The 21,332-nt window shown below is 69.5% G+C and carries 22 protein-coding genes and 1 pseudogene; 13 read left to right on the forward strand and 10 right to left on the reverse strand.

Annotated elements, in window-relative coordinates:
• Window positions 1–23: 23 nt before the first annotated feature.
• Both grxC and E8A49_RS11865 read right to left on the reverse strand, forming a co-directional pair.
• A complete protein-coding gene (grxC, locus tag E8A49_RS11860; protein WP_293381056.1) occupies window positions 24–287 on the reverse strand; it encodes a glutaredoxin 3 in 264 nt (87 codons plus the stop codon).
• A gap of 44 nt (window positions 288–331) precedes the next feature.
• A complete protein-coding gene (locus E8A49_RS11865) occupies window positions 332–1,126 on the reverse strand; it encodes a ComF family protein (protein ID WP_293381059.1) in 795 nt (264 codons plus the stop codon).
• 1 nt (window position 1,127) lies between these two features.
• Between E8A49_RS11865 and E8A49_RS11870 the strand changes: the two genes are divergently transcribed.
• Both E8A49_RS11870 and E8A49_RS11875 read left to right on the forward strand, forming a co-directional pair.
• Window positions 1,128–2,039, forward strand: coding sequence for a methyltransferase domain-containing protein (locus tag E8A49_RS11870; protein ID WP_293381062.1), 912 nt, complete (start codon window positions 1,128–1,130; stop codon window positions 2,037–2,039).
• A gap of 66 nt (window positions 2,040–2,105) precedes the next feature.
• Entirely contained in the window at window positions 2,106–2,282 is a 177-nt protein-coding gene (locus E8A49_RS11875) for a hypothetical protein (protein WP_293381065.1), read from the forward strand.
• A 4-nt stretch (window positions 2,283–2,286) separates the two neighbouring features.
• Here the strand turns inward: E8A49_RS11875 and E8A49_RS11880 are convergent, their stop codons facing one another.
• The 3 genes from E8A49_RS11880 to E8A49_RS11890 are packed head-to-tail and all read right to left on the reverse strand — an operon-like array spanning window position 2,287 to window position 5,523.
• A complete protein-coding gene (locus tag E8A49_RS11880; protein WP_293381068.1) occupies window positions 2,287–3,846 on the reverse strand; it encodes a M28 family peptidase in 1,560 nt (519 codons plus the stop codon).
• A gap of 40 nt (window positions 3,847–3,886) precedes the next feature.
• Window positions 3,887–4,291: an 8-oxo-dGTP diphosphatase MutT gene (mutT, locus tag E8A49_RS11885; protein ID WP_293381480.1), complete on the reverse strand. Its 405-nt coding sequence runs from the start codon at window positions 4,289–4,291 to the stop codon at window positions 3,887–3,889.
• An 11-nt stretch (window positions 4,292–4,302) separates the two neighbouring features.
• Window positions 4,303–5,523: a serine hydrolase gene (locus tag E8A49_RS11890; protein WP_293381071.1), complete on the reverse strand. Its 1,221-nt coding sequence runs from the start codon at window positions 5,521–5,523 to the stop codon at window positions 4,303–4,305.
• Window positions 5,524–5,829: 306 nt separating this feature from the next.
• On the opposite strand from E8A49_RS11890, the gene E8A49_RS11895 reads away from it, so the two are divergent.
• Both E8A49_RS11895 and E8A49_RS11900 read left to right on the forward strand, forming a co-directional pair.
• A complete protein-coding gene (locus E8A49_RS11895) occupies window positions 5,830–7,290 on the forward strand; it encodes a DEAD/DEAH box helicase (RefSeq protein WP_293381074.1) in 1,461 nt (486 codons plus the stop codon).
• Between the two features lie 115 nt (window positions 7,291–7,405).
• Window positions 7,406–8,290, forward strand: coding sequence for a hypothetical protein (locus tag E8A49_RS11900; RefSeq protein ID WP_293381077.1), 885 nt, complete (start codon window positions 7,406–7,408; stop codon window positions 8,288–8,290).
• 6 nt (window positions 8,291–8,296) lie between these two features.
• Here the strand turns inward: E8A49_RS11900 and argJ are convergent, their stop codons facing one another.
• Window positions 8,297–9,769, reverse strand: a complete 1,473-nt coding sequence (argJ, locus tag E8A49_RS11905) for a bifunctional glutamate N-acetyltransferase/amino-acid acetyltransferase ArgJ (RefSeq protein ID WP_293381080.1) — start codon at window positions 9,767–9,769, stop codon at window positions 8,297–8,299.
• On the reverse strand, window positions 9,766–10,740 hold the full coding sequence (locus E8A49_RS11910) for a peptidylprolyl isomerase (protein WP_293381083.1): 975 nt from the start codon (window positions 10,738–10,740) through the stop codon (window positions 9,766–9,768). The genes argJ and E8A49_RS11910 overlap by 4 nt, the downstream gene beginning before the upstream one ends.
• Before the next feature lie 158 nt (window positions 10,741–10,898).
• Here E8A49_RS11910 and E8A49_RS11915 point away from each other — a divergent pair, with 158 nt between their 5' ends.
• From E8A49_RS11915 to E8A49_RS11935, 5 genes are all read left to right on the forward strand, one after another.
• Complete coding sequence (locus tag E8A49_RS11915; protein ID WP_293381086.1) at window positions 10,899–12,068, forward strand: acetyl-CoA C-acyltransferase; 1,170 nt, start codon at window positions 10,899–10,901, stop codon at window positions 12,066–12,068.
• A 157-nt stretch (window positions 12,069–12,225) separates the two neighbouring features.
• On the forward strand, window positions 12,226–12,969 hold the full coding sequence (locus E8A49_RS11920) for a class I SAM-dependent methyltransferase (RefSeq protein ID WP_293381089.1): 744 nt from the start codon (window positions 12,226–12,228) through the stop codon (window positions 12,967–12,969).
• 34 nt (window positions 12,970–13,003) lie between these two features.
• Complete coding sequence (locus E8A49_RS11925) at window positions 13,004–13,564, forward strand: hypothetical protein (RefSeq protein ID WP_293381092.1); 561 nt, start codon at window positions 13,004–13,006, stop codon at window positions 13,562–13,564.
• Window positions 13,565–13,738: 174 nt separating this feature from the next.
• A complete protein-coding gene (secA, locus tag E8A49_RS11930) occupies window positions 13,739–16,495 on the forward strand; it encodes a preprotein translocase subunit SecA (protein ID WP_293381095.1) in 2,757 nt (918 codons plus the stop codon).
• Between the two features lie 40 nt (window positions 16,496–16,535).
• On the forward strand, window positions 16,536–16,934 hold the full coding sequence (locus E8A49_RS11935) for a hypothetical protein (protein ID WP_293381098.1): 399 nt from the start codon (window positions 16,536–16,538) through the stop codon (window positions 16,932–16,934).
• 24 nt (window positions 16,935–16,958) lie between these two features.
• On the opposite strand, the gene E8A49_RS11940 is transcribed toward E8A49_RS11935, so the two are convergent.
• On the reverse strand, window positions 16,959–17,297 hold the full coding sequence (locus E8A49_RS11940; protein WP_293381101.1) for a TfoX/Sxy family protein: 339 nt from the start codon (window positions 17,295–17,297) through the stop codon (window positions 16,959–16,961).
• A gap of 90 nt (window positions 17,298–17,387) precedes the next feature.
• On the opposite strand from E8A49_RS11940, the gene E8A49_RS11945 reads away from it, so the two are divergent.
• Window positions 17,388–17,597 carry a hypothetical protein gene (locus tag E8A49_RS11945; RefSeq protein ID WP_293381104.1) on the forward strand — a complete coding sequence of 70 codons (210 nt, stop codon included), beginning with the start codon at window positions 17,388–17,390 and terminating at the stop codon, window positions 17,595–17,597.
• 6 nt (window positions 17,598–17,603) lie between these two features.
• On the opposite strand, the gene E8A49_RS11950 is transcribed toward E8A49_RS11945, so the two are convergent.
• Window positions 17,604–18,995 (reverse strand): carotenoid oxygenase family protein, encoded by a 1,392-nt coding sequence (locus E8A49_RS11950; protein ID WP_293381107.1) that lies wholly within the window; start codon window positions 18,993–18,995, stop codon window positions 17,604–17,606.
• 99 nt (window positions 18,996–19,094) lie between these two features.
• On the opposite strand from E8A49_RS11950, the gene E8A49_RS11955 reads away from it, so the two are divergent.
• From E8A49_RS11955 to E8A49_RS11965, 3 genes and pseudogenes are all read left to right on the forward strand, one after another.
• A complete protein-coding gene (locus E8A49_RS11955) occupies window positions 19,095–19,694 on the forward strand; it encodes a TetR/AcrR family transcriptional regulator (RefSeq protein ID WP_293381110.1) in 600 nt (199 codons plus the stop codon).
• Between the two features lie 227 nt (window positions 19,695–19,921).
• Window positions 19,922–19,987 (forward strand): annotated as a pseudogene (locus E8A49_RS11960) (hypothetical protein); the annotation flags it as partial.
• 18 nt (window positions 19,988–20,005) lie between these two features.
• Window positions 20,006–20,866: an alpha/beta hydrolase gene (locus E8A49_RS11965; protein WP_293381113.1), complete on the forward strand. Its 861-nt coding sequence runs from the start codon at window positions 20,006–20,008 to the stop codon at window positions 20,864–20,866.
• A 72-nt stretch (window positions 20,867–20,938) separates the two neighbouring features.
• Here E8A49_RS11965 and E8A49_RS11970 read toward each other — a convergent pair whose 3' ends face one another.
• Complete coding sequence (locus E8A49_RS11970; protein WP_293381116.1) at window positions 20,939–21,295, reverse strand: DUF559 domain-containing protein; 357 nt, start codon at window positions 21,293–21,295, stop codon at window positions 20,939–20,941.
• Between the last annotated feature and the right edge of the window lie 37 nt (window positions 21,296–21,332).

Here is a 21,332-nt window from a genome sequence, read left to right on the forward strand (position 1 = left end):
CCCCTTCATGGGGAGGGAAGGCGTCAGGCCGCCGCCTGCAACAGGGGGTCGAGTTTGCCCTCGCGTTCCAGGGCCATCATCTCGTCGCAGCCGCCGATGTGCTGTTCGCCGACGAAGATCTGCGGGAACGTCGCCCGGCCGCCGGCGCGCTGCATCATCTCCTGCCGCTTGGCCGGGTCGAAAGCGGCCTCCACCTCGGTGAAGTCGACGCCCTTCTTCTCCAGCAGCGAGATCGCGCGGATGCAGTAGGGGCAATAGGGCTTGGTGTAGATGGTGACGTGGGACATCGGTGTTCCAGGGGGCTCTTCGGGCAAATCCTGTCGCGGAAGCTTCATATGGTGAGTCTGGACATCTCTTTAACCCGCGCGACCGCTGCGACGTCCACCCGCACCGCGCCGGCGGCCTTCAGCGCCCGGGCGCAGCCCTCGGCGGTGGCGCCGGTGGTCATCACGTCGTCGATCAGGAGGACGCGCTTGCCGGCCACCCGCCAGGCGCGGCGGCCGGGCACCTCGAAGGCGCCGGCGACGTTGCGCTTGCGGCACACGCCGGACTTGCCGCCCTGGGTGTCCGTGGCGCGGCGGCGGACCAGGGCGTCGGGCAGGTAGGGCACGCCGGTCATCCGCGACAGCGGCCGGGCGATCTCGGCGGCCTGGTTGTAGCGGCGCGACAAGAGGCGCGACGGGTGCAACGGCACCGGGGCGATCGCGTCGGCCTCCTCGATCAGCGGCTGGGCCGCGCGCGACAGCCAGCGGGCGAAGAGGGGCGCAAGGTCTGTGCGGTCGCCGTGCTTCAGCTTCAGGATCGGCTCGCGGGAGGTCTCGTCATAAAGGCAGGCCGCGCGGGCGGCGTCGAAGGCCCGCGGCTGGGCCAGGCACGCGGCGCAACGCGAACCTATGTCGAATTCGAACGGCGCGCCGCAGCCGTCGCAGACCGGGCCGTCGAGGAACTGGATGCGGCTCCAGGCCTCCGCGGAAAGCCCCGCCGCCATCACGGTCCCGCCGTCCATGGCGCGCGGCGGGAAGATCAGGTCCAGCGTGCCGCGCAGCAGCGCCCGGGCGCGCGGGCCGGGCCGCAACAGGCCGCCGTCTTTGACAAGCAGGGCGAAGAGGCCATCTTCCGCGCTCATAATGTCCGCCGCTCCTCGCCTCTTCGACCGCGCCCTGCACCGCAAGCGCCTGGACCGCGCCGCGGGCGGGTTCGCGGCCGCCGACTTCCTGCAGCGCCGCGCCGCCCTCGACCTGGTCGAGCGCCTCGAGGCGATCATGCGGGACTTCCCGGTGGCCGTCGACCTCTCGGCGCGCAAAGGCGCCTTCCGCGAGGCCCTGACCGAGAACCCAGGCGCCGCCGCGCGGGTGGGTCTGCTGGTCGAGGCGGACCTCTCGAGCGCCATGCTGGCCGGCCGCGCCGGGCCGCGCCTGGCCATCGACGACGAACACCTGCCCTTCGCGGCCGAAAGCCTCGACCTCGTGGTCACGACGCTGGGCCTGCACTGGACCAACGACGTGGTCGGCGCGCTGATCCAGCTGCGCCGGGCGCTGAAGCCGGACGGCCTCTTGCTGGCGTCCTTCCTGGGCGGCTCGACGCTCACCGAACTGCGCCAGGCCCTCACCCAGGCGGAGGATGAGCTTTGGGGCGGCGCGGGCAGCCGGGTGTCGCCCTTCGCCGACAGCCGCGACGCCGCGGGCCTGTTGCAGCGCGCCGGCTTCGCCCTGCCGGTCGCCGACGTCGACCGGGTGAGCGTCAGCTACGAGCACCCGCTGAAGCTGCTCGCCGACCTGCGCCAGATGGGCGAGACCAATGTGCTCGCCGACCGCCATCCGCGCGCGCTCACCCGCGCCCTGCTGGCCCGCGCCAGCGAGATCTACGCCGAACGGTTCGCCGGCCCCGACGGCCGGATCGTCGCGACCTTCGAGATCGTGACCCTCACCGGCTGGGCGCCGCACGCGAGCCAGCCGCAGCCGCTCCAACCCGGCTCGGCCAAGATGCGCCTGGCCGACGCCCTGGGGACCGTCGAACACCGCCTGCCCGGCGACGGTTGAAGCGGTCCAGGAACGTCCGCCCCGCGCCACCCGTTAGCTTGGCCTCACCACAACGGAGGATTCTCGATGGGCCAGCATTCGCAGGACGGCCAAGGCGGCAAGACGGAAGAGAAGCACCCCGGCATGATGGGCGACGGCACCGAGGAGCAGAACCTTAACCAGAAAGGCGATCCCTCGGCGCGGATCACCGAAGCCGAGGTCCAGGAAGCCTTCAAGGATGGCGGCGGCAAGCCGAAGGCCTGACGGCCTAGCGCCCCGGCGCGGCGGGCGGAGGCCCCTTGAGCTTCTCCCGCGGCGCCTTGGCGACGTCTTCGATGAAGCCGGCATAGAAGGCCGCGGCCCGTTCCAGGCCGGGGACCGAGATGGTCGACGGCGTGTCGCCCGACGAGTGGTAGTAGACCTCGCTGGAGATCAGCTGGGCCGAAGGCAGGCCCGCGCGGATGTAGGCGCCGAGGTCGCCCGGCGCGCTGGGCGTCGGCTCATAGCTCGTCACCACCCCGTAACGCTTCGAGGCCTTGCCCATCAGCGCCCAGACGTAGGGGCCGGCGTTGACCGCGCCGGCCTGCTTTGTCGTCTCGGTCGTGTTGGCGGTCCACACGCCGCTCTCGTAGCCGCCGGGCGCCGCCGGATCGAGGCGCGCGGCCTGCGTCACGGCGATCTGCGCCAGATGCTCCAGGTTCATCACCAGCACGGTCTTCTTGATGATCTCCGGATGGGCCTTGATGAAGGCCGCCGCGCCAACTGCGGTGTGGTGGCCGCCGGAGACCATGAAGACCAGGGTCCGCGCCGGCTTCTCCTTGCGGTGGGCGAAGTAGTCGGCGAGCGCCAGCTGCACCGCCAGGCCGTCGGCGTTGTCGTCGGCGCCGTCGAACCAGGCGTCGGCGTGGGCGTTGACGATGACCACCTCGTCGCTCATGCCGGGGATGGTCGCCACGCCGTTCCAGGCGGTGAGGTTCGGCCGCTCCTCGGCCTGTAGCGTGAGCTTCATCCGCACCGTCTTGCCAGCCTTGGCGGCGCGGCCGATGACGCTCTCCAGGAACGCCCCGTCGTCGCCGCCCACCAGGAAGCAGGGCGCGGCGTCGCAGCCGTAGCGGTTGTCGTAGTAGAGCAGGTTGCCGGGGCTCTCGACGGCGTTGATCACGCCCACCGCGCCGCGCTTCTCCAGCTCACGGGCGACGCCCTTTTCGCGGGCGGCGAACAGGCTGTCGTCGGGCACGACATTGACCACCGCGACCCTGCCCTTCACGTCGACGTTGGCGAGCTCGGCGGCCGAACCGCGGCCCACGAAGACCAGCGGCCCTTCGGCGGCGGCCGGCTTGAGGGTCCGGTTGCGGATCGGCACGGCCGAGGCCAGCACCACGTCGGGGCTGCCGTCGGTCATCGCCCGCAGCTCATAGCTCACCGGCAGCCAGAGCGGCGCTTCGGACACGTAGGGCTCGGCGTGGGCGTCGGTCAGGCCGTCGGCCTTCAGCCGGGCCACCGCCCAGTCGACCACGGCCTTCTCGCCCGGCAGGCCGCTGATCCGGCCGTAGAGCAGGTCGCCGGCCGCCTTGCGCTCCAGGGAGAAGCCGACGATCCGGCGCACGTCGGCCATCATCTTCTCGCCGGACAGCGCACCGCGCGCATCGTCGGCGGGCCGCACATGCGCCGGCGCGGGGCCATAGCTCGCCGGGCCGGCATGGAAGGTGGGCTTGTCCGGCGGGCTCACCGGCCCGGGCGTCGGCGCGCCGAACCAGGCCTGGGCGGACGCCGCGCCGGCCGTCAGGGCGAGGGCCGCCGCCAACACCAAGCTTTTCAGATGTCTCATGCGCCCGCCCCGTCTTCCGATTTGTAGGCAGCCTAGCCTATCAGATGAGATCGCGCAGCCAGGCCACCAGCGGCGCATCGGCCGGCGGCATCGGATAGTCGCCAAGCTTGGACGGCTTCACCCAGGCCAGCGCCTTGTGCTCCTTGGCGACGATCGTCCCGGACCAGCGGCGCAGCAGGTAGAGCGGCATCAGGAGGTGGAAGGCCTCGTACTCGTGGCTGGCGAACACGAAGGGCGCCAGGCAGGCCTGGGTGACGGAAATCCCCAGCTCTTCGTCGAGCTCGCGGATCAGGCAGGCCTCCGGCGTCTCGCCCGGCTCGACCTTGCCGCCTGGAAATTCCCAGAGGCCGGCCAGCTGCTTGCCCTCCGGCCGCTGGCAGATCAGCACGCGGCCGTCGGCGTCGATCAGGGCCGCCGCGGCGACCAGCAGCATCTTCTTGGCGATCGGAGGTTCGCTCACCTGGCGGCCGGCGGGACCATGGGCGCGCGGCGCGGCGAACCGCGGGTGGCGGGGTCCTGCTCGCCCCAGCCATAGGCGGCGGCCACGGCGCGGGTGATCTCCATCGCCAGCTGGCCGCCGACGTCGCTGTTGGTCATGACCACCACGCCCTGGCGCGGTCCGTCCAGCAGGGCGAGGGCGTTGCACTGGAAGCCCGCGTTGCCGCCGCTGTGCTGGATGAACGGGTGGCCGCCCCAATGGCCGAGCTCCAGGCCCAGCCCGTAGTTGGCGTCGACCGGCGTCATCATCGCCTTCGCGCTCGCCGGACTGAGCAAGGCATGCGGCCGCCCGGCGTAGGCGCCCTGCAGGGCTATATAGAAGCGGCCATAGTCGGACGGCGTGGTCCAGAGGCTCGCGGCGGCGTACTCCGGATAGGTGTGCCGCGCGCCGGGAATGACCTCGCCCTTGCGGTCGTGGCCGCTGGCCGATTTGCCGATCAATGCCGCCGGCAAGGGCTGGGAGAAGGTCGACTGGCGCATGCCGGCCGGGCGCAGGACCAGCTCGTCCAGCAGCGCCGGATAGGGCTTGCCGCCAGCCTCGACGATGGCCAGTTGCGCCACGGTGTAGCCGCCGCCGGAATAGGCGTAGGCGCCGGGCGGTTCGAAGGATCGCACTGCCGGCGTGTTCGACGGCGGCGCCCCGTCGAGGATCTGCACCGTGGTCGGCACCGGCTTGCCGGCCTCGTACCCCGGGAAGCCGCTGACCGTCAGGCCCGCGGTGTGGCTGAGCAGTTCCCGCAAGGTGACTTTCTTCTCCGCCGTGTACGGACTGTCCGGGACCTTCCAGGCCTTCAAGTGCGTGTTGATGTCGCTGTCCAGGTCGAGCTTGCCCTGGTCGACCAGCCGCAGCGCCGCCGCGGCGGCGAGCGCCTTGCTCATCGAGGCGGCCTGGAACAGCGTGTCGGGCGTGACGGCCTGGCTCCTGCCCGCCGCGGCGACGCCATAGGCGCGGGTCCACTTCACCTTGCCGTCCTCGATGAAGGCGACGCTGACGCCGGGGACCTTCAACTCCGCCATGCGCTCGGCCAGGGTCTTGGTGTCGGGCGGCGTCTTGGCTGAGGCCGGCGTCAGGTGCGTCTCGAAGGCCGCGATCGCCGCCTGATCGGCCGGCGAAGGCGCGGCCCGCGCCAGTCCGGCGACCCCAAGTACAAGTGCGACGACGAGGCTGGGCAGTCTCATTCCGGCTCCCTCCCGATCCGGAGCCATCCATTCATAGCCTGAGTCATAAAGGCAACAGCCTGCGGCCAAAGACCCACCGTGGGTTGACTTCGCAGGTGCGAAAGCCGATGTGCACGGCGCGTCGCCATCCTATGACGTACTCGGTGCTCCAGCCGCGTGGGGTTCTTCCGCAACGAAGACCCAGCCTGTCGAGCGCCGTAAGATCCATAGATCGCCCATCACGCGGGGCGCTTCCCCAAAGACCCGCGTCCCGCACCCTCGACCAGGTCGAGCCGGCGCGCTTGGCGCATATGTGAAAGTTATCGTTTGACCCAATTCTCCGACTTCGGTCTGGCCGCCCCGCTGCTCAAGGCGCTGACGCAGGAAGGCTACTCCGAGCCGACGCCGATCCAGGCGCAGGCCATCCCCGGCGTCATGGCCGGCCGCGACCTGCAGGGCATCGCCCAGACGGGCACCGGCAAGACCGCCGCCTTCGCGCTTCCGATCCTCCACCGCCTGGCCGTCGAGCGGAAGCAGCCGCAGCGCAAAGGCGCCCGCGTCCTGGTGCTGTCGCCGACCCGCGAACTCGCCACCCAGATCGGCGAGAGCTTCAAGACCTACGGCCGCCACATGGGCGTCTCCGTCGCCGTGATCTTCGGCGGCGTGAAGTACGGCGCCCAGCACCGCGCCATGGCCAACGGCGTCGACGTCCTGGTGGCCACGCCCGGCCGCCTGCTCGACCACCTGCAGGAGCGCACCATCACGCTGGGCGGCGTCGAGACCTTTGTGCTCGACGAGGCCGACCAGATGCTCGACCTCGGCTTCGTGGTGCCGATCCGCAAGATCGTCGCCCAGCTGCCGAAGCAACGCCAGAACCTGTTCTTCTCCGCCACCATGCCCAACGAGATCGGCAAGCTGGCCAGCGAGATGCTGCACGATCCCCTGCGCGTCGCGGTGACCCCGCAGGCGACCACGGTGGAGAAGGTCAACCAGAAGGTCCTGTTCGTGGAGCAAGGCCGCAAGCGCGCCCTGCTGGCCGAGCTGTTCGACGACGCCGGCTTCAAGCGCGTCATCGTCTTCACCCGCACCAAGCGCGGCGCCGACCGCGTGGCCAAGGGCCTGGAGCAGGTGGGCGTCGAGGCGGCCTCCATCCACGGCGACAAGAGCCAGGGCCAGCGGGAACGCGCGCTGGCCGACTTCAAGGCCGGCAAGGTCCGGGCCCTGGTGGCCACCGACATCGCCGCGCGCGGCATCGACATCGACGCGGTGACCCACGTGGTGCAGTACGAGCTGCCCAACGTGCCGGAGAGCTACGTCCACCGGATCGGCCGTACGGCCCGGGCCGGCGCCGACGGCTCGGCGGTGGCGTTCTGCGCCGACGACGAGCGCAACCTGCTGCGCGACATCCAGAAGGTGACGCGCCAGACCATCCCGTCCTTCGACCGCCGCAACGACAAGCAGCTTGGCGCGGCCACCGCGGCCCTGCCCGATCCAGGCGGCCGGGCGGAACGCGAGGACACCCGCGGCGCGCAACCGCACCGCGGCCAGCACCAGCCGAAGCGCAACCGCAACCACGGCGGCGGCGGCCAGGGCGGCGGACACCGTCACGAGGGCGCTCCGGCGCGCTCGGGCGAGACCCGTGGCGGCCAGGCCCAGCCGGCGAAGTCCGGACACGGACGGCCGGCCTTCAAGGGCCCGCGGCGCGACGGCGGCGGCGCTGGCGGCGCGGCCGGCGGCAATGGCGGCGGACAGCCCGCCGGCCGCACCGGCGTCTGGTCGAACCGCTAACAGAATGCTCAGGCGGCGGACTTGTCCGTCGCCTGACGCACGAACCCTCTCGCCTGCGCCGCCGTTTACGGCGTAGGTGTTCGCCGCAACGCTCTAGAACGGCGTTCGGGGAGCCATGGACGGGACCGACCTTATCGAGGCGGACGAGACGGACCTGCTGTCCGACGCCGCGGTCGCGCACCTGCGGGGCCATCCCCGCTTCCGCGAGGCCGTGGAGGCGTTCGCCCGCGAGTCCCTCGTCCATTACGAGCAACAGGACGCCGCCACCCGCTGGCTGCTGAAAGACCTCGGTCGCGCGGCGCTCTATCTGGCGGCGACCATCCTGGACGGCACGCCGGAGGGGCTGACCTTCGCCCGCCTGGCTATGACCGCGGCGTCCAATGGCACCTGCAGCCGCGGGCGCGTGCTGGCCTTCGTGCATTACGCCCAGGCCGCTGGACGGTTGACGGTGCCGCCGGGTCCGGAACCCTGGGCGCGGCGCAGGCTCGTCCTGACCCCGGCCTTCATCGATCCCACCCGCGAGCGGCTGGTCGGCGCCCTTGAGGCCACCGCCATCGTCGCGCCGGAGGTGGCCGAGGCCCTGCCCCGGCTGAAATCGGACACGGTGGCGCGCCAGGCCGCCACGGCGGTGGGCATGCTGCTCAACTTCCGGCCCGAACTGAACCGCAACCCCGGCGGCCCGCTCAGGCAGATCTTCATCGCCCGCGACGGCGGCATGCGTATGCTGCAGCACCTGATGGTGCGCCAACCGGCGCAGCGCGGCCGGCTAATGGAGACCGCCCGGTTGAGCCGCGCCGAACTTGCCCGCCGCTACGGGGTCTCGCGCACCCACGTGAACCGGCTGCTGGATGACGCCCAGGCCGCCGGAGCCCTGACCCTGCCGGCCGCCGACCGGGTCGAGTTCTCCAGCGCCTTCTCAGACGAGGTCGAGGCCTTCTTCGGCGGCGTGATGCAGGTCAACCGCGTGGTGGCCCGGACCCTGATGGCCCCGGCCGACTGAGCGGGCTCAGCTTCGGTAGTCGCCGTTGATCTCGACGTAGCGCTTGGTGAGGTCGCAGGTCCACAGGCTGGCGGAGCCGCGGCCCATGCCGACGTCGACGCTGACCTCCAGCTCCTTCTTCTTCATGTAGGCGCTCATCTTGGCCTCGTCGTAGGTGGGCGAGACCAGGCCGTCCTGGGCGGCGACCAGCGGGCCGAACCTCACGCTCATCGAGTCGCGGTCCACCGGCTCGTCGGCGCGGCCCACGGCCATGACGATGCGGCCCCAGTTGGCGTCCTCGCCGGCGAAGGCGGTCTTGACCAGCGGGCTCTCGGCGATGGTGCGGGCGATCTTGCGGGCGGAGGCGTGGCTCTCGGCGCCGGTGACGGTGACCTTGATGAATTTGCTGGCGCCCTCGCCGTCGCGGACAAGCTGCTGAGCGAGATCCATCAAGACCTGCTCCAGCTTGTCGCGGAAGTCGGCCAGCCGCCGGTCGCCCGCGCGGCTGATCTTCGGCGCGCCGGACTTGCCGGTGGCGAACAGCAGGAGCGTGTCGTTGGTCGAGCGGTCGCCGTCCACGGTCACGGCGTTGAAGGTGTTGCGGGTGTAGAGGCTGGCCAGCGCCTGCAGGGCGGCCGGCGAGATCGCGGCGTCCGTCACCACGAAGGCCAGCATTGTCGCCATGTCCGGCGCGATCATGCCCGAGCCCTTGGCGATGCCGCTGATCTTCACCTTCGTTCCGTCGATATCGGCCACCGCGTGGGCGCCCTTCGGGAAGGTGTCGGTGGTCATGATGGCGCGGGCCGCGTTCGCCCAGCCGTCCTCGGCCAGGCGGGTGGCGACCTCGGGCAGGCGGTGCACGATCTTGGCGTCGTCCAGGAGCACGCCGATCACCCCGGTCGAGGCCACCATCACGTCGCGCTGGCGGCAGTCGAACCGCTTGCCGGCCGCCGAGCAGACGCGGCGCACCGCGTCCGCGCCGGGCCGGCCGGTGAAGGAATTGGCGCAGCCGGCGTTGACCACCAGGGCATGCACGTCCTCGCCCTTGGTCATCTCCAGATGGCGCTTGCACCAGTCGACCGGCGCGGAGCCGACGCCATGGCGGGTGAAGACCCCGGCGCAGCTCGCCCCGTCCGGGAAATGCATGACCAGGAGGTCGTCGCGCTCGTGCTTGTAGAAGCCTGCCCGGCCGGTCGCCATCTCCACGCCGGCGATGGGCGGCATCTTTGGGAACGGCACAGCGAGCGGCGAGACGGGCAGGGCCCCCTTGGCCGGCGCGGCGAACTGCTTGGCCTGCTTGTCGGCGCGCTTCAGGGCCGCGCGCTTCAGGGCGCTGGCCAGCGGGTCGAAGGCGCGTTCGAGAGTGTGGCCCACCGCCTCGACCGGCCGGGCGGCCGCCTCCAGCACCTTGGATGCGGATTTGGGGGGCGCGGACCTGGGAGCGGCGCGCTTGGCGGCGGCCGCCTTGGGGGCTTTCGGCGAGGCAGGCTTGCGGGTCATTTCTTCGCCCCTGGCGTTGCGGTGGCGGGTAGCGGCGCGGGCGCCGCGGGCAGGGCTTTCGGCGCGTCGGCCGGCGGAACCGCCTGGCTGGGCGCATCGGTCTTGACCATCACCTCGACCTTGGCCCGGCCGCGCAGCTTCTCCAGCAGGTCGCGGATCTGGTCGTAGGTCAGGAAGCGGACGATCTGCGGCCGGGCGGCCTCAAGCGTGATTGGCTGTTCGGTGCGGCGGTCCTCGACCTTGACGATGGCGAAGCCGCCCTCGACCGGGAACGGCCCCACGACCTGGCCCGGCTTGGCGGTCTTCAGCGCCGCGTCATAGGCCTCGGGCATGACGTCGACGGTGAAATAGCCCAGGTCGCCGCCGTTGAAGCGGGTGGCCGCGTCGGTGGACTTCTCCATGGCCAGCGCCTCGAAGGAGGCGCCGGAGGCGAGCAGCTTCTTGACCGCCTCGCCGTCGGCGGCGGTGGCGACCACGATCTGGCGGGCGTGGATCTCCTCCGAGCGTTTGGCGAGCTTCAGCTGCTCCTGGTAGAGGCCGCGCACGGCGTTGTCGTTGACCGCGTCGGCGACCACGCTCTCCACCAGCATGTCGCCCAGCACCCGGTCGCGGGCGGCGGCCAGGCGGCGCTGGGCGGCGGGATCCTTGTCGAGCTTGCGCCGCACCGCCTCGCCGGCCAGCAGGCGCTGGTCGACCACCTGGTCCAACACCCGGCGGAAGAGGTCGGAGGAGACGTCGAGCGGCTCGCCCTCGCCGATCAGGCCCTGGGCCACCGCCTCGCGCTTGACGTCGGAGGACCAGACGGTCTGGCCGTCCACCTTGGCCACCGCCGCGTCGCCGCGCTCCGGCGCGTGCTCGGCATGGCCGCCCTTGCCGCACGCCGACAGCCCCAGCGCCGCGGCGGCGATCAGGCCCGCGAGCAACAGCCCCTTCGGCATCTGGGTCGAGCGGAAAGGCCGGACGACGGCCATGCGGTTCACCCTCGATATGGACGGGAGTTCTTGGGCTCCCGAAACCTCCCAGGACGCCTGCCCGTCCCTAGCCATTTACATCCCGGGATGCAAAGGTTGCGCGCCCTTGCGCCCGCCTAAGGACGCTCCGGACCAATATGTTGGGAGGATCATTTAAAATGCGCGAAGCCGTTATTGTCTCGTACGCCCGCACAGGTCTGGCCAAGTCCGCCCGCGGCGGTTTCAACATCACCCCCACCGTCTCCATCGCCGCCCATTCCGTGAAGCACGCCGTGGCCAAGGCCGGCATCGAGCCGGAGGCCGTCGAGGACGTCTTCATGGGCAATGTGGCGCACGGCGGCGGCAACATGGCCCGCCAGGCGGGCCTGCTCGCCGGGCTGCCGATCACCACCTCTGGCGTGACGGTGAACCGCTTCTGCTCGTCGGGCCTGCAGACCATCGGCATGGCGGCCAACTATGTGCGCAACGACGGCGCCGACGTGGTCGTGGCCGGCGGCGTGGAGACCATCTCCATGCCCAACATGGGCGCGGGCAAGGACAACTTCGATCCCGAACTGACCCGGATGTATCCGGCGATCTTCATGCCGATGATCGACACCGCCGACATCGTCGCCGAGCGCTACAAGGTCAGCCGCGAGGCGCAGGACGAATATTCCCTGGAGAGCCAGCGCCGCATGGCCGCTGCTCAGCAGGCGAACAAGTTCGCCGACGAGATCGTCCCGATGAAGACCAAGATGAAGGTGGTCAACAAGGAGACGAAGGAAGAAACCATCGTCGACTACGTGGTCAACAAGGACGAGTGCAACCGTCCCGACACCACGATCGAGGGCCTGGCCAAGCTCGAGCCGGTGAAGGGTCCCGGCAAGTACATCACCGCCGGCAACGCCTCGCAGCTCTCCGACGGCTCGGCCTCGGTGGTGATCATGGAGCGCAAGGAGGCCGAGCGCCGGGGCCTCGCGCCCATGGGCGTATTCAAGGGCTGGGCCGTCGCCGGCTGCGAGCCGGACGAGATGGGCATCGGCCCGGTGTTCGCCATCCCGCGCCTGCTGGAACGCCATGGCCTGAAGATCGACGACATCGACCTCTGGGAGCTCAACGAAGCCTTCGCCAGCCAGTGCCTCTACAGCCGCGACAAGCTCGGCATCGACCCGGAGAAGTACAACGTCAACGGCGGCTCCATCGCCATCGGCCACCCCTTCGGCATGACCGGCGCGCGCCTGGCGGGCCACGTCCTGCAGGAAGGCAAGCGCCGCGGGGCCAAGAACGTCGTGGTGTCCATGTGCATCGGCGGCGGCATGGGCGCCGCAGGACTTTTCGAGGTCCTCTAGACCTCAAAAAGGTCCGGCTGCGGCGCCCATCATCAAAAGTCACTGAAATCGCGCCTCGCGATTTCAGGGCGCCGCAGGACTTTTCGAGGTCCTCTAGACCTCGGTTTTTCCGGCCCGGTCCTTGGTCGCAGCCCACGGCGCGGCTAAGGATCGGGCGATGGAAAGCCCACTCTTCCGCAGCAAATTCTTCTGGGGCGTCGCGGACCCTGTCGCCTTCGGCGCGGGCATCGACAGCCTGGTGGCCGCCGCACGGGTGAAGCGGGGCTGGTTCGCCGCCGACAACCTGATCGCCTTCGGCCGCAACCTCGGCTTCCTGACCGACGAGCCCTTCATCGAGGCCTGGAAGGTCCACGCCCAGACACCGGAGGAACGCGGCGTCCTGTGGCGCACGGCCACGGTGGTCTGGGCCGCCCGCCAGGCGATGCGCCGCGGCGGCGATCTCGTGGAGTGCGGTTGCTACAAGGGCACCACCGCGCGGATCCTGATGGACAGCGTCGACCTCTCTGAGCGGCGCTATTTCCTCTACGACCTCTTCGAGCACGACGCCTCGATGAACCACCACGCCATGCCGGAGCACGGGGCGGAGCTGTTCGAGACAGTGAAGGCGCGCTTCGCGGACTTCGCGAACGTCAGCGTGATCAAGGGCGCCGTCCCGGAAAGCTTCAGCCAGGGCCTGCCGGACCAGATCGCCTTCGCCCATATCGACATGAACAACGCCGCCGCCGAGATCGGCGCCCTGGATGCGATCGAGGACCGGCTGGTCCCGGGCGCGATGATCGTGCTCGACGATTTCGGCGCCCTGCCCTACCGCAAGCAGCACGTCGCCGAGACGGAATGGTTCGGCAAACGGGGCATACCGGTGCTGGAGCTGCCCACCAGCCAGGGCCTGGCGATCTGGTGACCCGGAGCTAAGGCCGAACCCGAGGGAGCCAGCCATGCAGGCCTTCGACTATCTCTCGGTGCTGCTGTCGATCGTCCTCGGCCTTGGCATCACCCAGCTGCTCTCGGCGTTCGCGCGGTGGCTGGAGTTGCGGCGCGAGATCAAGCCTTACGCGCCCTCCGCGCTCTGGGCCGGCTTCCTGTTGCTGGTTCACGTGCAGACCTGGTGGGCGATGTTCGCCCTGCGGGGCGTCCGCGACTGGAACTTCCTCGAATTCACCGTGGTGCTGCTCCAGCCGATCCTGCTGTTCCTGCTGGCGTCCTTGGCCTTGCCGGGTCCCCAGTCGACCGAGCGGGATATGCGGGCGCACTTCTTCGCCCACCGCCTGTGGTTCTTCTGGATCTTCCTGGCCGTGCTGGTCGTGAGCCTCTCCAAGGACCTGGTCATCGCCGGCGTGCTGCCAACTCCGCTGAACCTGGCGTTCCACGGCGCCCTGTTCGCCTGTGGCGTCACGGCCTTGTCCAGCCGCGGCCCCCTCGTCCAGCTCGCCTCGGCGACCTCCGCGCTGGCCCTGATGGTCCTCTACATCGGCGTGCTCTTCGCCAATCTGGGGTGAGCCCGGCGGGGTCCGCAGCCGGTTCGCGCGAGGGGGGGAAGCGTGAGGGCGGACGCCGCGCCGCGTTGACACCATGGGGGTCGCTGCTTAAGTCTCCCGCGCCCTTAAAAGAGCAAGTTTTCCCGGCAGGCGACGGGCAATAGCCGCGCCCACCGCATCAACCGGACCTCTCCCTTGAGCATCTTCCAACGGTTCTTCGGCTCTTCCAACGACCGCAAGGTCAAGGCCATGCAGGCGCGCGTCCTGAAGATCAACGCGCTGGAGGCGGCCACCAAGGCGCTGTCGGACGAGGAGCTGCGCGCCAAGACCGTGGAGTTCCGCGAGCGCCTGGCCAAGGGCGCGACCCTCGACGACCTCATGGAAGAGGCCTTCGCCGTGGTGCGCGAGGCCGCGCGCCGCACGCTGGGCCAACGCCACTACGACGTGCAGCTGGTGGGCGGCATGGTGCTGCACGCCGGCGGCATCGCCGAGATGCGCACCGGCGAGGGCAAGACCCTGGTCGGCACCGCGCCGGTCTACCTGAACGCGCTCGCCGGCAAGGGCGTGCACGTGATCACCGTCAACGACTATCTGGCGCAGCGCGACGCCGAGTGGATGGGCCAGGTCTACCGCTTCCTCGGCATGGAGGTGGGCGTCATCGTCCACGGCCTCAGCCAGAACCAGCGCCAGGCGGCCTACAACTCCGACATCACCTACGGCACCAATAACGAGTTCGGCTTCGACTACCTGCGCGACAACCTGGTCTACGACGCCAGCGAGATGGTCCAGCGCGGCCACAACTTCGCGATCGTCGACGAGGTGGACTCCATCCTGATCGACGAGGCGCGCACGCCGCTGATCATCTCCGGGCCGACCGAAGACCGCTCGGAATTCTACAAGACCATCGACCTGCTCGTGAAAGAGCTGATCAAGGACCCGACCTCCTACGACTTCGACGAGAAGCAGCGGCAGGTGATCCTGACCGAGGACGGCTCGGAGCGGATCGAGGAGATCCTGCAGGCGGGCGGCCACCTGGCCGAGGATTCCGCGGGCCTCTACGACGCCTCCAACGTCTCGGTGGTGCACCACGTGAACCAGGCGCTGCGCGCCAACGTGCTCTACCAGCTCGACAAGGACTACATCGTCCGCGCCGGCGAGGTGATCCTGATCGACGAGTTCACCGGGCGCATGATGCACGGCCGCCGCCTTTCCGAAGGCCTGCACCAGGCCATCGAGGCCAAGGAAGGCGCGGTGATCCAGCCGGAGAACCAGACGCTCGCCTCCGTCACCATCCAGAACTACTTCCGCCTTTATGAAAAGCTGTCGGGCATGACCGGCACGGCCGCCACCGAGGCCCAGGAATTCCTCGACATCTACAAGATGGACGTCACCGAGATCCCGACCAACCGGCCGGTGGTGCGGATCGACGACGACGACGAGGTCTACCGCACCTCCGCCGAGAAGCACGTGGCGATCATCGCCCTGATCGAGGACTGCTTCAGGCGCGGCCAGCCGATCCTGGTGGGCACGGTCTCCATCGAGAAGTCCGAGCAGTTGTCGGACCTCTTGAAGGCCCACAAGTTCGAGATCGACGGCAAGACGCAGAACGGCATCCCGCACAGTGTGCTGAACGCCCGCTACCACGAGCAGGAAGCCGGCATCGTCGCCGACGCCGGCGTGCCGGGCGCGGTGACCATCGCCACCAACATGGCCGGCCGCGGCACCGACATCCAGCTCGGCGGCAACGTCGACATGAAGCTCGCCGACTGGCGCGACGAACAGCGCGTCCTGGGCGTGGAGCCGACCCCGGAAATGGCCCTCAAGCGCCGCGAGCAGATCGAGGCCGAGATCGCCGAGAAGAAGACCCAGGCGCTCGCCGCCGGCGGCCTCTTCGTGCTGGGCACCGAGCGCCACGAGAGCCGGCGCATCGACAACCAGCTGCGCGGCCGCACCGGCCGTCAGGGCGACCCCGGCCACTCCAAGTTCTTCCTCTCCTGCGAGGACGACCTCCTGCGCATCTTCGCCGGCGAGCGGCTGGATTCGATCATGCGCACCTTCGGCGTCCAGGAAGGCGAGGCGATCACCCACAAGTGGCTGAACAGCGCCATCGCCACAGCCCAGAAGCGCGTCGAGCAGCGCAACTACGAGATCCGCAAGAACCTCTTGAAGTACGACGACGTCGTGAACGACCAGCGCAAGGCGGTGTTCGAACAGCGCGCGGAGTTCATGGCCGCCGAGGACATCTCCGACGTGGTCGCCGAGATGCGCAACGACACCATCGAGGACTTCGTCTCGCGCTTCCTGCCGCCCAAGGCCTACGCCGAGCAGTGGGACACCGACGGCCTGGAGCACCACGTGCGCGACTACCTGGGCCTGGAGCTGCCGATCAAGGCCTGGGCGGCCGAGGACGGCATCGCCAACGAGGAGATCGAGGCGCGCATCGTCAAAGCCGCCGACGCGCGCGCCGCCGAGCGCGACACCCAGGTCGGCCCGCACATGCGCACGGTGGAGAAGAGCTTCGTCCTGCAGATGATCGACCTGCAGTGGCGTGAGCACCTGATGCACCTCGACCACCTGCGCAACGTCATCGGCCTGCGCGGCTACGGCCAGCGCGACCCGCTGAACGAGTACAAGACCGAAGCCTTCAGCCTGTTCGAGACCCTGCTCACCGATCTGCGCCAGAACGTCACCCGCTGGCTGATGACCGTGGAGTTCCAGTTCGAGGCGCCGCCGCAGCCGCCGCCCGGCCGCTTCCAGGAGATCCACCTCGATCCCCTGACCGGCGAGAACGCCGCCGAGATGGGCGCCCTGCCCGACGGCCTGAACGCCGAGCAGCGCCAGGCCCTGCCGGTCAGCGCCCTGCCGGACAACTGGGAATCGACAGGCCGCAACGCGCCCTGCCCCTGCGGCTCCGGCAAGAAGTTCAAGCACTGCCACGGGGCGCTGATCTAGGCCGGGCGCCGGGCCGCTTCACCCCGACGAAGGAGAGGCCATGACGACGCATCGGTTCAAAGTCCTCGTTGCCGCAACCGCCGCCTTGGCCCTAGCCCTTCCCGCGGCGGCGCAGCCCGCCATGCCGCCCGTCCCGACCACCAAAATCCTCGCCATCGGCACGATCGCGCCAGGGTCGGACATGGCGAAGGCGACGGCGATCCTGCCCTCGGAAGTGCGCGCCACCGCCCAGCTCTACCTCGAGGGCAAGATCGACCAATGGTACTCGCTGCAGGACAAGCGCGGCGTGGCCTTCATCCTCAACGTCACCGACCCGAAGGCGGCCCGGGACATGCTGGAAGCCCTGCCGCTCGGCCGCGCGCACCTGATGACCTTCGAGCTGACCCCGCTCGGCCCGCTCAATCCGCTGCGGCAGCTCCTGGGCCCGCCGGCGAAGTAGCATGCCGAAGCGGCCCATGCTCGATCAGCGACGCTTCGCCGCCTTCTTGGCCTCGGCCGCCGCCAGCGCCTTGCGCGCCCAGGCCGCGGCCTCGTCGGGATCGTCGAGCGCGGCCTCCGGCAGCCGCCAATAGGAGGTCTCCTCCCAGCGTCCGGGAGCGCGGCTGTAGACCCAGGCCGCCGAGCCCTCCGCCGCCAGCTCCGCCTTCAGGGCCCCGTCGGCCTTCAGGTAGATGGTCTCGTCGTCGATCAGGCCGAACATGACATCACCGGCGTAGATCCCCGCGCCGCCGAACATGCGCTTGATCCGCACCGGCCCAAAGCCCGCGAACAGCTCCTCGACGAAGGCGTGAAAGTCGCTCATCCGCCGGCCGTTCTAGGCCCGCGCCGGCGCCACGCAACCGTTTCACGGTGGCGCTCGTTCTAACGGCTAAGTTTTTTGGGGGTTACCGGAATGACCACCTACCGCGCCTACCGCCTGGACAGCCGCCGCCACATCGTCAACGGACAATGGCTGGAAGCGGCCGACGACGAAGCCGCCGTCGATCAGGCCGAGGAACTCTGCGAAGAGGGCGTTCCCACCATCGAACTGTGGCAGGCGACGCGGCTCGTCGACCAGATCGACTGCGAAGATGACGGCGGCTGCGACTGCGCCGACGACTGAACCCGACTAGGCGCCGACCCAGTTGCCGTGGAAGCCGAAGGGCACGCGCCTGGGCACCCGGGCGAGCGCCAATGGCCCCTTCCCCAGATCCTGGGCCTCGAAGACCGCGAAGTCGCTGCGGTCCTCGGCGGCGCGGTAGATCACCGCGGTGATCCAGCCGTCGCCCTCGGCGGCGTCCGCCGAGCGCGGTACGAACACCGGCTCCGAGGTCGCGTCGCCCGCGTCCAGCGGCCAGACCTGCCGCTTGCCCGTGGCGAGATCGAGGTGGGCGATGGCGTTCATCCGCACGGTGCCGGAGCCCGAGGGGTCGGCCGCGTACCAGCCGTGCCGGTGCTTGAGCGTCTCCACCCGTGGATCGACCCGGGGGAACTCGCCGTCCATGTCGTCCAACGCCTCTTCCTTGATGGCGTTCGACGGGCTGGCCAGGTCGAAGGTCCAGCGCACCAGCCGCGCGGCGGCCTTGTCGCCCGGCGAGCCGTCGGCCTTGGGGAACAGGGGCGCCACGTCGTAGCGCATCACGTCGCAGAAGATCTGGTCGCCTTCTTCCCAGCTGTTCAGCGGGTGGAAGACGTAGCAGGCCTCGGTGTTGAACCAGCGGATCGTCGAGACGTCGGCGTCGCGGCGCATCACGCCCACGTGGGCGCCCTTCTCCGGCTCCCAGGCGAAGGGCGGCAGGCCCTTCATCACCCGCTCGAGGCTGGCGGTCAGCGGCATGACCGGGAATAAAACGTGGCTCTGCGTGGTCATGAAGTCATGGACCATCGACGCGAACGGAGCCTGGAAGTTGTCGCGGCGGATCACCGCGCCGTCGGCGGCGGTGACGCCATAGCTCATGCCCGCCGACAGCGGCGCGCCGACGCCATAGGCGAACCAGGTCATCTCGCCGGTCTTGGGGTCGATCTTCGGGTGGGCGGTGACATTGCCCCGGTAGGGCCGGACATAGCCCTTCGACTCCAGGGTCTTCACATCCATCTCGAAGGGATGGTGGCCTTCCTCGAGCGCCATGAGCTTACCGGCGTGCCAGACGATATTGGTGTTGGCGACGCCGCCCTCGTTGCCGGCGGTCAGTGGGTCGCTGTTCATGGGATTGCCCATGCCGCCGAACAGGGCGCGGCCGTGCTCGTGCTCCAGCTGCCACTTAGGCGTGCGGACATAGCGGTTGCGGTACGAGACCTTGCCGTCCTCGACATAGAAGCCGTGGACCATGCCGTCGCCGCCGAACCAGTGGTGATGCTCCGGGTCGCGGGGCTCGAACTGGGGATTGGGACCGATCCGGAACAAGGCCCCGCGCAGGCCGGCCGGAATCTCGCCCACCACCTTCAGATCGAAGTCGTCCTCGCTGCGAACCGGGGCGAAGTTGCCGGCCAGATAGGGGTTCAACCGCACATTGCCGTCCATCGGCGCGCCTCCCTTGGAGTCTAGGAAAACTTACTACGTAAATTTATCTCGTAAAACGATCCACATTGCAACGCTTTTGATGCAAACCTCTGAGTCGCCATGCCGCGCGTATTGTCAGATACCGACGTCGCCGATTTCCGGGAGCGGCTTTGCGAAGCCGCGGAGCGCCTGTTCGCGGAGCGCGGCCCCGACGCCGTGACCATGCGCCAGCTGGCCGCCGAGCTCGGCGTCTCGCCGATGACGCCCTACCGCTATTTCGAGGACAAGGACGACATCCTGGCCGCGGTGCGGGCCAACGGCTTCAACCGCTTCGCCGAGTCCCTGGAGACGGCCCGCAGCGGCGCCAACGGCGCGCGCGCCATCGGTGAGGCGGTGGGCGCGGCCTATGTGGACTTCGCCCTCTCCAACCCGCACGCCTACAAGCTGATGTTCGACCTCAACCAGCCGAACGTCGAAAAGTATCCGGAGCTGGTGGCCGCTGGCGTCCGCGCCCAGAAGACCATGACCGCCCACATCGAGGACGCTATCAAGGAAGGCCTGATGGCCGGCGATCCGCGGCAGATCGGCCTGATGTTCTGGGCCGCGATCCACGGCTCGGTGATCCTGGAGCTGGCCGGCATGCTGCCGCCCGGCGGAGCGCGGCATATCTTCGAAGGCCTCGACGTGGCCCTGATGCGCGGCGTGCGCCCGCAAGACTGAGGCGCCCATGCCCGATATCCGGCCGTTCGACGTGGACTGGCGCGCGGCCGAGGTCGAGGCCCTGCTGGACCGGATCCGCGCCTACCCCTGGCCGCCGGCGCCGCGGCTCTCCCCGGAAGACGGTTTGGGCGGTTGGGCCTACGGCTGCGACGGGGCCTATCTGAAGGGCCGTCTGCGACCACTGGACGGAGGTTTACGACTGGCGGGCCGCCGTCGCCGACCTCAACCGCTTCCCGCAGTTCATCGCCCGGGTCGAGGACTTCGACCTGCACTTCCTGCATGTGGTCGGCGAGGCCGGCGGTAAGCGGCCGTTGATCGTCACCCACGGCTGGCCGGGTTCGCACTACGAGTTCTGGGGCGCCATCGAGAAGCTGGCCTTCCCCAGCCGCTTCGGCGGGAACGCGGCCGACGCCTTCGACCTGGTGATCCCGTCCCTGCCGGGCTTCGGCTTCTCCTCCAAGCCGGCCCGTCCGGTCGGCCAGCGCACCACCGCGCGCCTGTTCAACACCCTGATGACCGAGGTCCTGGGCTATCCGAGCTACCTGGCCCAGGGCGGCGACTGGGGCGCGATGGTCACCTCCTGGCTCGGCCGCGACCACGGGGGAAACGCCCGCGCGATCCACCTCAACATGCTGGGCTTCCGGCCGCACGGCGGGGCGCAGGGCGAGGCGGAGATCGCCTGGGCGCAGCGGCAGGCGGCGATGATGGACGTCATGGGCGCCTATTTCCGCCTGCAGGTCTCCAAGCCGCAGTCCATCGCCTGGATGGCCGCCGGCAACCCGGTGGGCCAGGCCGCCTGGATCCTGGAGCGCTTCCACGACTGGTCGGACCTGTCGGCCAAGGACCTGGACGCCGCCTACGGCAAGGACGCCCTGATCACCAACATCATGCTCTACGCGATGACGGGCAGCTTCACGACCGGCGCCTGGTACTACCGGGGCCTGGTGGAGGAAGGCGGCCTGGCCTTCCAGCCCGGCGAGCGCTGCGAGACGCCCACCGCCTTCGCCAACTTCCCTGGCGAACCGCTCTATCAGGCCCCGCCCAGGTCCTTCGCCGAGCGCGCCTACAACATCGTCCGCTGGCGCGACATGCCGCGCGGCGGCCATTTCGCCGCGATGGAGGAACCGGACCTCTACGTGGACGAGGTCCGCGCCTGGGCGCGGGAACTATAAGAAGCTGCGCATCCGTTCCTCCTCCCCTTGCGGGAGGAGGTGGCCTGCGAAGCAGGTGGGAGGTGGGGTCGCTCAGATGGTCGGGATAGGCGGCAGTTCGTCGAGCGCGGCGAGAACGCGGTCGGCGACGAGGTCAGGCGAGCCCAGGATTTCGCGGTTGCTGAACCGCAGGACGCGAAAGCCCTTGGCCAGCAGCCAGGCGTCGCGTTCGGCGTCACGAACCGGGTCATGGAAGGGACCGTCGGCTTCGATGGCCAGCCGGTGTCTCAGGCAGACGAAGTCCAGGACATAGGGACCCATGGGCATCTGACGCCGGAACTTCAGGCCTTCGAGCCGGCGTTGGCGCAGGCGTTCCCAGACGGCGCGTTCGGTGGCGCTGGGATTTCGCCGAAGCCGCCGCGCCCGCTTGATGGCCGCCTCGCGATCCATGGCTCAGCTTAGCAGCGGAGAAGGCTTTCGACCCCAC

The organism is Phenylobacterium sp. (assembly GCF_004799515.1).
Classification (GTDB): domain Bacteria; phylum Pseudomonadota; class Alphaproteobacteria; order Caulobacterales; family Caulobacteraceae; genus Phenylobacterium.